Raw genomic sequence first — 14,581 nt, forward strand, 5'->3', positions numbered from 1 at the left:
GAACCGCGCGGCCCCATCGAGACCGAAGCAGCCCGCCGCCTCGCCGACGACCTCAAGAACCAGTAATCATCCGATTACCCAACACTTTCTGAGGCGCCATCGGCGGCGCGGCCCTCCGAGGGCTCGCGCCGCCGTCAGTACTTGGGGCCGATGTGGGCGTCCATGAGGGCGACGGAGTCCCTGCGGGCGATCGAGATGTTGAAGCCCCCGTTGGACCGGGAAGCGTTCTTCCACCGGACACCGACGGCGTCGAGGGTGGCGGTGAAGAGGCCGATGATGTCGGTCGACGTGTTGGTGAAGAAGTACCGCGGGTACTCGTAGCGCTTCGTGGCGCCAGCCACCGTGCGGGTCGCCCAGTTGGTGATCCGGCAGCCGTCGGAGTGGATCAGCCCGCGCAGGAACTCCCAGGGATGCGCGTCCACGATCTCCTGCTGCCAGGGCGCGAGGGCTATGGTCCGCTCGTGCTTCTTGCCGGGGCCGTGCTGCGGGAAGAGGCAGGGCCAGTGCTTGCTGGTGCTGACGACACTCGTGCAGCCCGGCGCGCGGACGCGCTGGACCTTGTTGTGCGGCATGACGGCGGACACCGCTCGCGCGCACTCCTCGATGAGGCCGGGCCAGGCGTCGCAGCAGGCGATGCGGAGGGCGTAGACCTTGCGGCGGCCCTCGCTGATGCAGCCGTCACCGAGATAGAGGCCGAGCAGGTAGGCGTACTCGGCGCGGGGGCGCGAAGGATCGAGCCGACCGCCGCGGACCGGACACTCGGCGGTCATGCGCGGACTTGGCACGGCACCGGACGCCCATTCACGGATCGCAAACCGGGATATTCCGGTGACGCGGCTGACTTGGCTGAGGGTCAGCCCGGATGCGTGCAGGTCGAGTGCTCGCTGCCGCGTGGTGAGGTCGTACATCTCGCCGTCAGTACTTGGGGCCGATGTGGGCGTCCATGAGGGCGACGGAGTCCTTGCGGGCGATCGAGATGTTGACCTGACCGGTAGGGCGCGGGATCGAAGCCTTCCACCGGACACCGACGGCGTCGAGGGTGGCGGTGAAGAGACCGATGATGTCGGTCGACGTGTTGGTGAAGAAGTACCGCGGGTACTCGTAGCGCTTCGTGACGCCGGCCACCGTGCGGGTCGCCCAGTTGGTGATCCGGCAGCCGTCGGAGTGGATCAGGCCGCGCAGGAACTCCCAGGGGTGCGCGTCCACGACCTCCTGCTGCCAGGGCTCCAAGGCGATGGTGCGCTCGTGCTTCTTGCCGGGCCCGTGCTGCGGGAAGTAGCAGGTCAGGTGCTTCGAGTACACCTTGATGTTGTGGGCGCCGGGCCGCCGGACGCGGCACGGCGTGAGGGTCGGGAAGACCTGCCGCATGGCCGTCTCGGCGGCGTCCATGATCCCCGGCCAGTTGTCGTCACAGGTGATGAACAGGCTGGCGGTTCGGTGCTGTTTGGGATGACTGATGTGACCGTCCCCCAGGTACAGCCCGAGCAGGTACGAGTACGCGGGCGGGTTCAGGTCGTCGCCGTAGCAGTGCGTGCAGGGCGAGCGTTTCCGGCCCGGGAGTTCGCCGCGCTTGGCGAGGTCCCGGTGCTTCCACCAGGAGACCGTCCCGACCGGGACCCTGAGTCGGCGGGCGGTTTCGGCGGTGCCTGCACCGCCGCGTGTCAGCCGTACTGCTTGTTCGCGAACAGTGAACTCGTGCATGCGGATGAGCGTGCGCGAACTTCTCGCAGTTGTCGGCCGAATGCCCGAACCTTCACTCGAATCGGCGAAGATCGGCAACCATTGTCTGGCTGGCCGATTCCTTCGATTCGAAGGAAAAGTGCCCCGAGTGGGACTCGAACCCACACTGTATGGTGTTTGAGACCATCGCCTGCTGCCAATTGGGCTATCGGGGCCTACGAATCGAAGGCGCCTGCCTTCGCGTCGTGTATCAAACATACCGTGTCTAGGTACCCTCGTGCATGCAGTACCCCGCCGGAACGAGGAGCCCCGTGAGCACCGCCGACGAGCAGGCACAGCCGCTTGAGACCGATACGCCCCAGATCACCCGGATCGTGATCGCCGAGGACGAGGCGCTGATCCGCCTCGATCTGAAGGAGATGCTGGAGGAGGAGGGGTACACCGTCGTCGGCGAAGCGGGTGACGGGGCGACGGCGGTGAAGCTCGTGGAGGAGCTGAAGCCGGATCTGGCGATCTTCGACGTGAAGATGCCGGTGCTGGACGGGCTGTCGGCCGCCGAGCAGATCCACGAGAAGCACCTGGCTCCGGTGCTGATGCTGACCGCGTTCTCGCAGCGGGAGCTGGTGGACCGGGCGCGGGACGCGGGGGCGATGGCGTACATCGTCAAGCCGTTCTCGAAGTCGGACCTGGTGCCGGCGATCGAGATGGCGGTGTCGCGGTACGCCGAGATGCGGGCGCTGGAGAAGGAGATCGGGGATCTCAGCCAGCGGCTGGAGACCCGGAAGCTCGTCGACCGGGCGAAGGGTGTGCTGCAGACGAAGTTCGGGCTGAACGAGCCGGCCGCGTTCCGGTGGATCCAGAAGACCTCGATGGACCGGCGGATGACGATGGCGGCGGTGGCCGAGGCGGTCATCGAGGAGGGCGAGGCCCAGGACCGCAAGAAGGCGGAAGAGGGCAAGTCCGAGTAGGACGAGCAGGACGAGTGCGACGAGCACGACGCGCACGGCGAAGGGCCCGGCAGAGCGGATCTGCCGGGCCCTTCGCGTTGTACGGACGGGGGTCAGTCCTCGCCGAGGTAGGCCTTGCGGACGGACTCGTCGTGGAGGAGGTCGGCGCCCGTCCCGGAGAGGACGATGCGGCCGGTCTCCATGACGTAGCCGCGGTCGGAGAGGGACAGGGCCGCCTGGGCGTTCTGCTCGACGAGCAGGATGGTCGTACCGGACGCCTTGAGTTCGACGATGGTCGCCATGATCTTCTGCATCATCAGCGGGGAGAGGCCCATGGAGGGCTCGTCCAGCATGAGCAGCTTGGGCTGGGACATCAGGGCCCGGCCCATGGCGAGCATCTGCTGCTCGCCGCCGGAGAGCGTTCCCGCGGCCTGCTTGCGGCGTTCGCCGAGGATGGGGAAGAGGCCGTAGGCGCGTTCGACGTCGGCGGCGATGCCGGCGGTGTCGGAGCGCAGGAAGGCGCCGAGGAGGAGGTTCTCCTCGATGGTCATGCGGGGGAAGATGTGCCGGCCCTCGGGGGAGTGGGCGAGGCCGAGCGACACGATCTTGTGGGCGGGGACGGTGGAGAGGTCCCGGCCCTCGAAGGTGATGCTTCCGGCGGTGGGCTTGAGGAGGCCGGAGAGGGTGCGCAGGGTGGTGGTCTTGCCGGCGCCGTTGGTGCCGATGAGGGTGGTGACCTCGCCCTGTTCGACGGTGAAGCTGATGCCCTTGACGGCTTCGATCTTGCCGTAGGCGACGCGGAGGTCCTCGACCTCAAGGAGTGCGGTCACTGGTCGGTCTCCGTAACGGTCTCCGGACCTGCCGGGGCGGTGTCTGCCGGGACGGTGTCTGCCGGGGCGGTCTCTTCGAGCGGCGCGCCGAGGTAGGCGGTGATGACGCGCTCGTCGTTCTGGACGGTCTCGCGGTCGCCCTCGACGATCTTCTGGCCCTGGACGAGCACGGCGGTGCGGTCGCAGAGGTTGAAGATGAAGCGCATGTCGTGCTCGATGACGAGGATGGAGACGCCCTTGTCGCGGATGGCGAAGACGAGTTCCTCGGCGGCGCGGGTCTCCTGGGGGTTCATGCCGGCGGTGGGCTCGTCGAGGAGGAGCAGACCGGGTTCGGAGGCGAGGGCGCGGGCGATTTCGAGCTTGCGCTGCTCGCCGTAGGGGAGGTTGCGGGCGAGGTGGTCGGCCTTGTCGGCGAGGCCGGTGAACGCGAGGAGGTCCATGGCCTTCTCGCGGCTCTCGGCTTCGGCGCGGTGGTAGCCGGGGCCGCGCAGGATGGCGGAGAAGATGCCTTCCTTGGTGCGGGTGTGGCGGCCGACGAGGACGTTCTCCAGGACGGTCATGTTGGCGAAGAGCCGGATGTTCTGGAAGGTGCGGGCGATGCCGGCCTGGGTGACCAGGTGGGGTTTGGGGGGCAGTACGACGTCGCGGTAGCGGACGGAGCCCTCGGTGGGGACGTACAGGCCGGTGAGGCAGTTGAAGAAGGTGGTCTTGCCGGCGCCGTTGGGGCCGATGAGGCCGATGATCTCGCCCTCGCCGACGGTGAGGGAGACGTCGTTGACGGCGGTGAGGCCGCCGAAGCGCATGGTGACGCCGGTGACTTCGAGCAGGGGTGCGGCGGTGGTGGTCATCGGGTTGTTCACGCCCCTGCCTTGGTGAGTGCGGTCGGCTCGCCGGTGGGCTGGGCCGGGATGGCGGCTTCGTGGAACTCCAGTTGCCGGCGGCGGTTGGGGATGAGGCCTTCGGGGCGGACGCGCATGAGGACGATGAGGGCGGCGCCGAAGGCGAGGAGCTGGTAGTCGGCGAGGAACTCCAGCTTCTTCGGGATGAGGAAGAGGAGGGTGGCGCCGGCCAGCGGGCCGCTGATGGTGCCCATGCCGCCGAGGATGACGGCGGCGAGCAGGAAGGCGGAGTTGGGCGGGAGGGCCTCGGCGAAGGTGTACTGGTCGGGGGTGACGGTGTAGCTGACGTGGGCCTGGACGGTGCCGGCGAGGCCGGCGAGGCAGGCGCCGAGGGCGAAGGCGAGGAGCTTGAGGCGGAAGCCGTTGATGCCCATGGCTTCGGCGGCGGTCTCGTCCTCGCGGATGGCGACCCAGGCGCGGCCGATGCGGGAGTTGCCGACCCGGGCGAAGACGAGCACGACCAGGGCCGTGACGAGGAGCATCAGCAGGTAGTAGTTGGAGAAGCGGCCGAGTTCGATGCCGGCGACGGTGTGGGTCTTGCCGAGGTCGAAGCCGAGGATCTCCAGGTCGGGGATCCGCGGGATGCCGTTGGAGCCGTTGGTGATCTTGGGGCCGGTGGTGCCGTTGAGGTTGAGCATGGTGATGCGGAAGATCTCGCCGAAGCCGAGGGTGACGATGGCGAGGTAGTCGCCGCGCAGCCGCAGGGTGGGGGCGCCGATCAGGACGCCGAAGACCATGGAGACGGCGGCGCCGGTGAGCATCGCGGCCCAGAACGGGAACTGGACGTGGATGGGCGAGGCGGGGGAGCCGGAGACCAGGGCGGCGGCGTAGGCGCCGACGCCGAGGAAGGCGACGTACCCGAGGTCGAGCAGTCCGGCCAGGCCGACGACGATGTTGAGGCCGAGGGCGACGGTGGCGAAGATCAGGATGTTGGTGGCGACCGAGGTGTACTGGTCGCTGCTCTGGGTGAAGGGGAAGCTGGCGGCGGCGGCGAAGGCGGCGCCGGTGGTGACCGGGCGGTGCTTGACCGTCAGTGCGCGCAGCCGGGCGATCAGGCCGGACCGGGTGAGGGCGGCGACGGTGGGGCCGGCGAACAGCAGGTAGCAGATGAAGAGTTCGCCGTACTCGGTGTCGATGCCGAAGGTGATCGCGAAGAGGCCGAGCCCGAAGGCGACGACGATGACCAGGACCTCGACCCAGGAGGGGAGTTGCTTCGGCGCGGCCAGCGGGCGCTCGATCCGGCCGAGGCGCAGCCAGGTGTTGGCGAGGTGGCCGAGCTGGAGGAGCAGGACGGCGCCGGTGGCGATGGCCACGCCGCCGGCGAGGGCGGTCATGACGGGGGCGACGGGCTTGTCGGACGGGATGGCGTGGGCGCCGAGCCAGACCAGGGGTGCGGCGGGGACGAGCAGGAAGAGGCGCTTGTCGACGATCCGCAGGGGGACGGCGGTGCGGCGGTCGAGGGGGAGGCCGAGGGCGCCGAGGACGGTGAGCAGGCCGCCGGCGGCGAGGACCCAGCCGCCGGGTTCGAGGTTGGCGAGGCCGCCGAGGTCGACGGCGATGGCGGAGACGGAGTAGGCGGCGACGGCGAGGGCGCCGGTGGCGGCGTAGAGGACGGCGTTGTTGCTGCGGGTGGGGGAGGCCCAGCGCAGGCCGGGGACGCCCTGGGCGGCGAGCAGCAGGACGAGGGTGAGGGCGCCGGCGGTGAGGGCGAGCCACTGGAGGCCGGCGGGGGAGCCGTAGTAGGTGAGGTCGCCGGGGAAGTCGGAGGTCCAGGTCCAGGACATGGCGGCGGAGGCGGCGGTGGTGAGGGCGCCGAGGCCGGTGAGGGCTGCGGCGGCGCGGGCCGGCAGGGGGATGACCGGGGTGGTCTCGGTGGTCGTGGTGGTCATGGTGGTCACGCCCTGTCCGCGACGCGCTCGCCGAGCAGGCCTTGGGGCCGGACGAGGAGCACGAGGATGAGGAGTACGAAGGCCCAGACGTCCTTCCAGGCGCCGCCTCCGAAGAGGTGCATGCCGGGCAGGTGCTGGATGTAGCCGGTGGCGAGGGCTTCGGCGAGGCCGAGGGCGAGGCCGCCGAGCATGGCGCCGTAGATGTTGCCGATGCCTCCGAGGACGGCGGCGGTGAAGGCCTTGAGGCCGAGGATGAAGCCCATCCGGAAGTCGATCTGGCCGCTGCGCAGGCCGTAGGCGATGGCGGCGACGGCGGCGAACGCGGCGCCGATGGCGAAGGCCATGACGATGATGCGGTCGGTGTCGATGCCCATCAGCTTGGCGGTGTCGGGGTCCTGGCTGGTGGCCTGCATGGCGCGGCCGGAGCGGGTGCGGGTGACGAACCAGCCGAGGGCGAGCATGCACAGGGGGGCGGCGATGATGAGGAAGAGGTCGCTGCGCTGGATGGTGACGGAGCCGAGGCTGAAGGGGTCGCCGGGGATCTTGGGGAAGACCCGGGCCTTCTTGGCGTCGGGGTAGAAGGAGAAGACGAGTTGCTGGAGGAAGATGGAGAGCCCGATCGCGGTGATCAGGGGGGCGAGCCGGGGGGCGTTGCGCAGGGGGCGGTAGGCGAAGCGCTCGGCTGCGACGGCGGTGAGGGTGGAGACCAGGATGCCGGCGATCAGCATCAGCGGTAGGGCCAGCCAGAGGGTGGTGCCGCCGGGGAGGGCGAGGTAGGCGGTCAGGGCGCCGAAGCCGCCGACCATGACGATCTCGCCGTGGGCGAAGTTGATGAGCTGGACGATGCCGTAGACCATCGTGTAGCCGATCGCGACGAGGCCGTAGAGGGCGCCGAGGATCAGGCCGTTGGCCAGCTGCTGCGGTAGGTCGTGCACCGCTGGGCCTCCGTAGTGCGTTCTGGGGTGTCCGCGTGGGTGGTGGATGTGGGGGCGCGCGGGGGCACTCGTGGCGCCCCCGCGCGCTGTGGTGGTTCGGGTGGCTCGGGTCGGCTGGGGGTCAGCCGTTGAAGGTGCCGGTCTTCTCCACGGCCCACGCGCCGTCCTTGACGGTGTAGACGGTGAGCTGCTTGTTCGTGGTGTCGCCGAACTCGTCGAAGGAGACCTTGCCGGTCACGCCGTCGAAGGAGACCTTCTGGACGGCGTCGACGACGGCGGCGCGGGGGTTGGCCGGGAGCTTGCCGTTGTTGGCGGCGACGACGGTCTTGACGGCCTGGATGATGGCCCAGCCGCTGTCGTAGGAGTAACCGCCGTAGGTCTCGTAGGCGTCCTTGTAGCCGGCGGCCTTGTAGTCGGCGATGAACTTGGCGGCGGTGGGGAGCTGTTCGACGGCGCCGCCGACGGCGGTGGCGAAGTCGCCGGCGCTCTTGGGGTTGAGCTTGATGTAGTCCTTGCTCTGCATGCCGTCGCCGCCCATCAGCGGGATGTTGACGCCGGCCTCCTTGAGCTGGAGGGAGAGCGGGCCGGCGGCGGGGTACTCGCCGCCGTAGTAGACGGCTTCGGCGCCGGAGCTCTTGACCTTGGTGACGATGGCGGCGAAGTCGCGGTCGTCGGGGTTGACGTGCTCCTCTCCGACGATGGTGCCGCCCTGCTTGGTGAACTCGGCCTTGAAGGTGCCGGCGAGGCCGGCGCCGTAGGTCTTCTGGTCGTCGATGAGGAAGACCTTCGACTTCTTGGCGTCCTTGGCGAGGTACTGGGCGGCGAAGGGGCCTTGGACGGCGTCGGTGGTGGCGGTGCGGAAGTAGGTCTTGAAGGGGCGCGCCTTCTCGCCGGTGGCCCACTTCTCGCCCTGGCTGAGGGCGACGCCGGTGTTGGCGGGGGAGATCTCGACGAGGTTGGCGTCGGCGAAGATCTGCTGCATCGACTGCGCGACGCTGGAGTTGAGCGGGCCGACGACGCCGATCACGCTGGTGTCGCCGACCAGCTGGGTGGCGTTCTGCTGGCCGGGGCCGGGCTTGGCGGTGTCGTCCAGTGCCTTGATCTGGAACTTGACGCCGGGGACCTCGTTGGCCTCGTTGGCCTTCTTCACCGCGAGCTCGACGGAGTTGCGGATGCCGATGCCGATGGCGGAGAGGTCGCCGGTGAGCGGGGCGTCGATGCCGATGGTGACGGTGGCGGCGGAGCCGCCGCCGCTGCCTCCGTCGCCGGACTTCTTGTCACCGCGAGAGCCGCAGGCGCTGAGGCTGAGGGCGGCGATCACGGCAATGCTCACGACAACTGCTGAACGGTGACGCACGAGGGTCCCCTTCGGTTCAGGATGCGCCCGCGCCGGAGGGGCGGGAGCCGGGTGCGCTGAGGGCCAGGCCCAATTGGATGGCGCGGTGACTGGCCGTGACTCTAGGCGTGGTTGGGCGGCTCGGGCAGTGCTGCGAGCATGCTGTGATTCTCTTGTTATGAGCACACGGAGCAGTTGTCTCAACATGTGGTCGTTTCGGCTCGATCGATCCGGCGCTTTCGGGCGTTTACGCGCTGGTAGGGCGATGTAAGGGCCAGAAATGCGGGTTGCGGCTGGCGTCGTCGATTACCGGACGGTCATGTCCGATTCCCAGGTTCCGGCCTTGAGCGTCCGGATTGCGGACGAAAAGAGCACGGTCAAGTGATCTCGGGGCGCCCGGGGCTCCCGGAGCCGGACTCGTGCGAGGATTTCCTGCTCGTTACGCAGCGTTACGGGCGTGGAGGGCGCCTCGGCGCGTCCGGGCATGCGAACGCCCCCTCGTTTGACCAACGCCTGCCCAGGAGGGTCGGTGGTCAAACAAGGGGGCGGAAAAGGAATCTGATGCCGCGTCTGCTGAACTCGCAGAAGCTGTCGGGCCGTTAGAGGTCGCGCAGCATGCAGGTCAGCCGGCAGCTGGTGACGCGCTTGCCGGTGTCGTCGGTGATCGCGATCTCGTAGGTGGCGGCGGTGCGGCCCTTGAACACGGCCGTCGCCACCCCGGTGACCAGGCCGGACGTCGCCGAGCGGTGGTGGGTGGCGTTGAGGTCCACGCCGACCGCGTACCGGCCGGGGCCGGCGTGCAGCATCGCCCCGATCGAGCCCAGCGTCTCGGCCAACGCCGCCGACGCACCGCCGTGCAGCAGCCCGTACGGCTGCTGGTTGCCCTCCACCGGCATCGTGCCGACCACGCGGTCGCCGGAGGCCTCGACGATCCGGATGCCGAGCTTCTCGCCGAGGAGGCCGCCGGAGAAGGTCTCGGGGCTGACGCCCAGCTTGGCGAAGTGGTCCAGCACGTCCTGCGGGACGTTCAGGAGGGGGGCGGTGTCGGGTGCCGCATCGGTCATGGGGGAACTCCTGCCGCTCGGGGGTCACGGGTCCTGCTGCCTGTGATCGTACGACCGTCCTACTCGGCGGTAGAGCGCGCGGCCGGAGGCTGGCGTGGCGGCCCCGGCGGGCGCCCCGCCGCGGCCGCCGCTGCGGGCCCTGCCGCGCCGCCCGTGCGGGCCTCGCCGTGCCGGCGGCGCGGGCCCTGCTGCGCCGCCGCTGCCGTGCTCGGCCCCACCGGTGCCGTGCCCCTTTTGTCGGTGCCGGGCCATAGGATCGGTGGACGGTAGTGGAATCGGCAGGAACGGACGTTGACGTGGCTACGCAGAGTACGGACAAGGGCGCTACGGGTGGCGGCGGGGCCGGCCCGCGGCCCCGGCTGATGCTGCTCGACGGGCACTCGATGGCCTACCGGGCCTTCTACGCCCTGCCCGTGGAGAACTTCAACACCTCCACCGGGCAGCCCACCAACGCGGTCTACGGCTTCGCGTCGATGCTCGCCAACACCGTCCGCGACGAGCAGCCCACCCACCTCGCCGTCGCCTTCGACCTCTCCCGGCAGACCTTCCGCTCCGTCGAGTTCCCCGACTACAAGGCCAACCGGGCCAAGACGCCGGACGAGTTCAAGAGCCAGGTCGGCCTGATCGGCGAACTCCTCGACGCCATGAACGTCCCCCGGATCACCGCCGAGGGCTTCGAGGCCGACGACATCATCGCCACCCTGGCCACCGCCGCCGAGGCGGCCGGGTACGACGTCGACATCGTCACCGGCGACCGCGACTCGCTCCAGCTGGTCACCGACCACGTCACCGTCCTCTACCCGACCAAGGGCGTCTCCGAGCTCACCCGCTTCACCCCGGAGAAGGTCACCGAGAAGTACGGCGTCACCCCGCGCCAGTACCCGGACCTCGCCGCGCTGCGCGGCGACCCGTCCGACAACCTGCCCGGCATCCCCGGCGTCGGCGAGAAGACCGCCGCCAAGTGGGTCAACCAGTTCGGCTCCTTCGACGAACTGGTCACCCGCGCCGACGAGGTCAAGGGCAAGATCGGCGAGAAGCTGCGCGACAACCTCGACTCGGTCAAGCGCAACCGCGTCCTCACCGAACTGGTCCGCGACGTCGAACTCCCGCTCGGCGTGGCCGACCTGGCCCGCGCGCCGTTCGACAGGACCGCCGTCGGCACCCTGATGGAGTCGCTGGAGTTCCGCAACGCCAACTTCCGCGACCGCGTCTACGGCATCGACCCGGCCGTCGGGGAGGAGGAGGCCGCCGAACTCGCCCCCGGCGTCGAGGTGGACGGCGAACTGCTGACCGACCCGGGCACCCTGGCCGCCTGGCTGCGCGAGCACGCCTCCGACGGCAAGACCACCGTCGCCCTCGCCGCCGTCTACCGGTGGGCGCTCGGCACCGGCGAGGTCACCGAAGTCGCCCTCGCCGCGGGCGAGACGGCCGCCTGGTTCGACCCGGCCCTGCTCGCCGAGGAGGACGAGCGGGCCTTCGCCGGCTGGCTCGCCGACCCGGCCGCCCCCAAGGCCCTGCACATCGCCAAGCAGGTCATGCGCGCCTTCGCCGAGCGCGGCTGGACGGTCGAGGGCGTCGTCGCCGACACCGCGCTCGCCGCCTACCTGGAGAAGCCCGGCCGTCGCACCTTCACCCTGGAGGTGCTCGCCGAGGAGTACCTGGCCCGCTCGCTCACCCCGGCCCCCGCCGCCGAGAGCGGCCAACTCGCCTTCGACGCGCCGGAGGAGGACGAGACCGCCGCGGCCCAGTCGCTGATGCTCCAGGCCCGCGCCGTGCTCGACCTCGCCGCGCTCTTCGACACCCGCCTCGCCGAGGTCGGCGCCGCCGGGCTGATGCACGACATGGAACTGCCCATCGCCGCCCTGCTCGCCCGCATGGAGCGCTACGGCATCGCCGCCGACCGCGCGTGGCTCACCACGCTGGAGACGCAGTTCGCCGCCGAGATCCAGCGCTGCGTCGAGGAGGCCCACGCCGCCGCCGGGCACGAGTTCAACCTCGGCTCGCCCAAGCAGCTCCAGGAGATCCTCTTCGGCGAGCTCGCGCTCCCCAAGACCAAGAAGATCAAGACCGGCTACACCACCGACGCCGACGCGCTGACCTGGCTGGCCACCCAGACCGACAACGAGCTGCCGGTCATCCTGCTGCGCCACCGCGACCAGGCCAAGCTGCGCACCACCGTCGAGGGCCTGCTCAAGACCGTCTCGCCCAAGGGCCGGATCCACACCACCTTCAACCAGATGGTCGCCGCCACCGGCCGGCTCTCCTCGCAGGACCCGAACCTGCAGAACATCCCGGTCCGCACCGAGGAGGGCCGCGCCATCCGCCGCGCCTTCGTCGTCGGCGAGGGCTACGAGACGCTGCTCACCGCCGACTACTCGCAGATCGAACTGCGGATCATGGCGCACTTGTCCGAGGACGAGGCGCTGATCGAGGCCTTCGCCTCCGGCGAGGACCTGCACACCACCGTCGCCTCCCAGGTCTTCGAGGTCCCGGGCGCCGCGGTCGACGCCGAGATGCGCCGCAAGATCAAGGCGATGTCCTACGGCCTGGCGTACGGGCTGTCCGCGTACGGGCTCTCGCAGCAGCTCGGCATCAAGCCCGCCGAGGCGCAGGGCCTGATGGACACCTACTTCGAGCGCTTCGGCGGCGTGCGCGACTACCTGCGCCGGGTCGTCGACGAGGCCCGCGCGACGGGATACACCGAGACGCTGCTCGGCCGCCGCCGCTACCTGCCGGACCTCAACAGCGACAACCGCCAGCGCCGCGAGATGGCGGAGCGGATGGCCCTCAACGCCCCGATCCAGGGCTCGGCCGCCGACATCGTCAAGATCGCCATGCTCCGGGTGGACGAGGCGCTGCGCGCGGCCGGCCTCACCTCCCGGATGCTGCTCCAGGTGCACGACGAAATCGTCCTGGAGCTGGCCCCCGGCGAGCGCGAGCGGGTGGAGGCCGTCGTCCGCGAGCAGATGGCGGGTGCGTACCCGCTGCGCGCCCCGCTGGACGTCTCGGTCGGCGTCGGCGCGAACTGGGAGGCCGCCGCGCACTGACGGCGGAGCGGTATCGGCGGGCCCGGGCACACAGGTGTCCGGGCCCGCCGTCGTGTGCGGGGTCCGGGGGCGGCCCGGTCCGGGGAGGCCTGTTCCGCCGACGGGGAATTGGTCCTCATGTTCGGTCAATTTCGTACTACCGTAGGCGCAATGACAACCGGAACCCCTTCGACCGACCAGTTCCCGTCCCTCGCCGAGGCGCCGACCGCCCAGGCCCGCAACTCCGCCGCCTTCTGGACCGCGACCGGCCTGAGCCGGGGCCACGAGGTGATCCGGCGCCGCGGATTCGTCGCGGTCGACGGCGACGCGCGCGCGGGCCTGCGGGTCCTGATCCAGGAGCCCGACCTCGACCCGGCCGAACTCGCCGAGGTGGGCGAGCTGGTCCGCGCGGCCGCCGGGACGGCCTACGTCGACGACCCGTTCAGCTCGGCCGACCTGAGCGACCTGGGCCTGGGCCTGCGCAACTGGCAGATGCCGATCATGCTGCGCCTGCCCGGGCCCGTCGCCGAACCGGCCCTGGACGTGATCCGGGTGCGGGGGGCCGGCGACCTCCAGGCGGCCGAGCAGGTCGTGATCGAGGGCTTCGACCTGGACGGGTTCCAGCCCCACCGCCCCGGCGAGCTCTTCCCGGCGGCGCTGATCGAACAGCCGGGCGTGGACGTGTTCGTCGCCTCCATCGACGGCACGGTCGCGGGAGCCTGCGTCAGCGTCGTGGCCGACGGCGTCGGAAGCCACTACTGGGTCGCCACGTCCTCGGCGTTCCGCTCGCGCGGCGTGGGCCGGGCCGTCATGCTCGGCGCCCTCGCCCACATGACGGACCTGCCGGCCACCCTCACCGCCTCGAAGCTGGGCAGGCCGCTGTACGAGTCGCTGGGCTACACGGTCGCGACGCCCTCCACCTGGTGGGCCTCCTCCTGACCGACGCCATTGCGCCGGGGCCGCGTCTGCGCGCGCCTTCGCCAGAGGCGCGCCGGCCGCCCGGGCCGGTGACGCGAAGTCACCGCGAGTGCGCTCCGTAGCCGCCGGGTTGACGCCGAAGCAGCCGGTGACACCCGGCGGTTCGTGCGCGTAGCGTGGAGGGAGCTGGTCGGCGAGGGACCGACCCGACGGCGGCCGCGCGCACCCGTGGGACGCGACGGCCCCGGTCCCTGCGACTGAGGAGGACACATGTCCAGGGAAATGCTCTTCTACCGGGCCGACGACGGCCTGATAGCGACGGGAAGACTCGGCACCGACGGCAGATTCAACGGCCTGGCCGACGGAAAGCTCTCCCCGCACTGGACGCACATCGTGCCCATCGGGCGGGAGCTGTTGTTCTACCGGGCTGGTGACGGGGTGATCGCCACCGGCCGGATCGACACCAACGGCATCTTCAGCGAGCTGGCCGAAGGGCGGCTCTCCACCGGCTGGACGCACATCGTGCCGGTGGGGCGGGAGCTGCTGTTCTACCGGTCCGACACCGGGGTGATCGCGACGGGCCGGATCGACACCAACGGCATCTTCAGCGAGCTGGCCGAGGGCCGGCTCTCCCCGCACTGGACGCACATCGTGCCGGTCGGCCGGGTGCTGCTCTTCTACCGGTCCGACAGCGGTGTGATAGCCACCGGGAACCTGTCCACGAACGGGATCTTCACCGAGCTGGCCGAGGGTCGGCTCTCCACCGGCTGGACCCACATCGAGCCCCTGGGAGCCGAGTTGTTCTACCGGTCCGACACCGGGGTGATCGCCACCGGCCGGATCGACACCGACGGGATCTTCACGGAGCTGGCCGAGGGTCGGCTCTCCTCCGGCTGGACGCACATCGTGCCGGTCGGCGAGGAAGCCCTGTTCTACCGGGCCGGCAACGGCGACATCGCCACCGGCCGCATCGACACCGAGGGCGTCTTCACCGAGCTCGCCGAGGGCGGCCTGAGCCCCGACTGGACCGTCATCGTCGCCCTGACCGCTTGAGCGC

General features: G+C 70.2%; 12 protein-coding genes and 1 tRNA gene. 4 read left to right on the forward strand and 9 right to left on the reverse strand.

Annotated features, from left to right (window positions below; translation table 11 throughout):
- Positions 1-134: 134 nt before the first annotated feature.
- The 3 genes from ACIRST_RS23645 to ACIRST_RS23655 all read right to left on the reverse strand — a co-directional run bounded on the left by ACIRST_RS23645 (position 135) and on the right by ACIRST_RS23655 (position 1,895).
- Positions 135-908 (reverse strand): transcriptional regulator, encoded by a 774-nt coding sequence (locus tag ACIRST_RS23645; protein ID WP_402804129.1) that lies wholly within the window; start codon positions 906-908, stop codon positions 135-137.
- 7 nt (positions 909-915) lie between these two features.
- A complete protein-coding gene (locus ACIRST_RS23650; RefSeq protein ID WP_402804130.1) occupies positions 916-1,701 on the reverse strand; it encodes a helix-turn-helix domain-containing protein in 786 nt (261 codons plus the stop codon).
- Positions 1,702-1,820: 119 nt separating this feature from the next.
- Positions 1,821-1,895 (reverse strand) — tRNA-Leu (locus ACIRST_RS23655).
- Positions 1,896-1,991: 96 nt separating this feature from the next.
- Here ACIRST_RS23655 and ACIRST_RS23660 point away from each other — a divergent pair.
- Positions 1,992-2,648 (forward strand): response regulator, encoded by a 657-nt coding sequence (locus tag ACIRST_RS23660; RefSeq protein ID WP_350523535.1) that lies wholly within the window; start codon positions 1,992-1,994, stop codon positions 2,646-2,648.
- Between the two features lie 92 nt (positions 2,649-2,740).
- On the opposite strand, the gene ACIRST_RS23665 is transcribed toward ACIRST_RS23660, so the two are convergent.
- The 6 genes from ACIRST_RS23665 to ACIRST_RS23690 form a co-directional block, all read right to left on the reverse strand.
- Positions 2,741-3,457: an ABC transporter ATP-binding protein gene (locus ACIRST_RS23665; protein WP_350523536.1), complete on the reverse strand. Its 717-nt coding sequence runs from the start codon at positions 3,455-3,457 to the stop codon at positions 2,741-2,743.
- On the reverse strand, positions 3,454-4,305 hold the full coding sequence (locus ACIRST_RS23670) for an ABC transporter ATP-binding protein (protein WP_402804292.1): 852 nt from the start codon (positions 4,303-4,305) through the stop codon (positions 3,454-3,456). The genes ACIRST_RS23665 and ACIRST_RS23670 overlap by 4 nt, the downstream gene beginning before the upstream one ends.
- Positions 4,306-4,313: 8 nt before the next feature.
- Entirely contained in the window at positions 4,314-6,245 is a 1,932-nt protein-coding gene (locus ACIRST_RS23675) for a branched-chain amino acid ABC transporter permease (RefSeq protein WP_402804132.1), read from the reverse strand.
- A 5-nt stretch (positions 6,246-6,250) separates the two neighbouring features.
- Positions 6,251-7,180 (reverse strand): branched-chain amino acid ABC transporter permease, encoded by a 930-nt coding sequence (locus tag ACIRST_RS23680; protein WP_350523537.1) that lies wholly within the window; start codon positions 7,178-7,180, stop codon positions 6,251-6,253.
- 121 nt (positions 7,181-7,301) lie between these two features.
- Positions 7,302-8,537: a branched-chain amino acid ABC transporter substrate-binding protein gene (locus ACIRST_RS23685; RefSeq protein WP_350523538.1), complete on the reverse strand. Its 1,236-nt coding sequence runs from the start codon at positions 8,535-8,537 to the stop codon at positions 7,302-7,304.
- A gap of 578 nt (positions 8,538-9,115) precedes the next feature.
- The gene (locus ACIRST_RS23690; protein WP_350523539.1) at positions 9,116-9,580 is read right to left on the reverse strand and encodes a hotdog fold thioesterase; all 465 of its coding nucleotides are present in this window, start codon (positions 9,578-9,580) and stop codon (positions 9,116-9,118) included.
- Between the two features lie 362 nt (positions 9,581-9,942).
- Here ACIRST_RS23690 and polA point away from each other — a divergent pair, with 362 nt between their 5' ends.
- The 3 genes from polA (at position 9,943) to ACIRST_RS23705 (ending at position 14,577) form a co-directional block, all read left to right on the forward strand.
- Positions 9,943-12,627: a DNA polymerase I gene (polA, locus tag ACIRST_RS23695; RefSeq protein WP_402804294.1), complete on the forward strand. Its 2,685-nt coding sequence runs from the start codon at positions 9,943-9,945 to the stop codon at positions 12,625-12,627.
- A gap of 150 nt (positions 12,628-12,777) precedes the next feature.
- Positions 12,778-13,545 (forward strand): GNAT family N-acetyltransferase, encoded by a 768-nt coding sequence (locus ACIRST_RS23700; protein ID WP_402804134.1) that lies wholly within the window; start codon positions 12,778-12,780, stop codon positions 13,543-13,545.
- A 249-nt stretch (positions 13,546-13,794) separates the two neighbouring features.
- Positions 13,795-14,577, forward strand: coding sequence for a hypothetical protein (locus ACIRST_RS23705; protein WP_402804136.1), 783 nt, complete (start codon positions 13,795-13,797; stop codon positions 14,575-14,577).
- Positions 14,578-14,581 lie beyond the last annotated feature (4 nt).

Origin of the sequence: Kitasatospora sp. NPDC101447 (assembly GCF_044767225.1) — a bacterium.
Taxonomy (GTDB): Bacteria; Actinomycetota; Actinomycetes; order Streptomycetales; family Streptomycetaceae; genus Kitasatospora.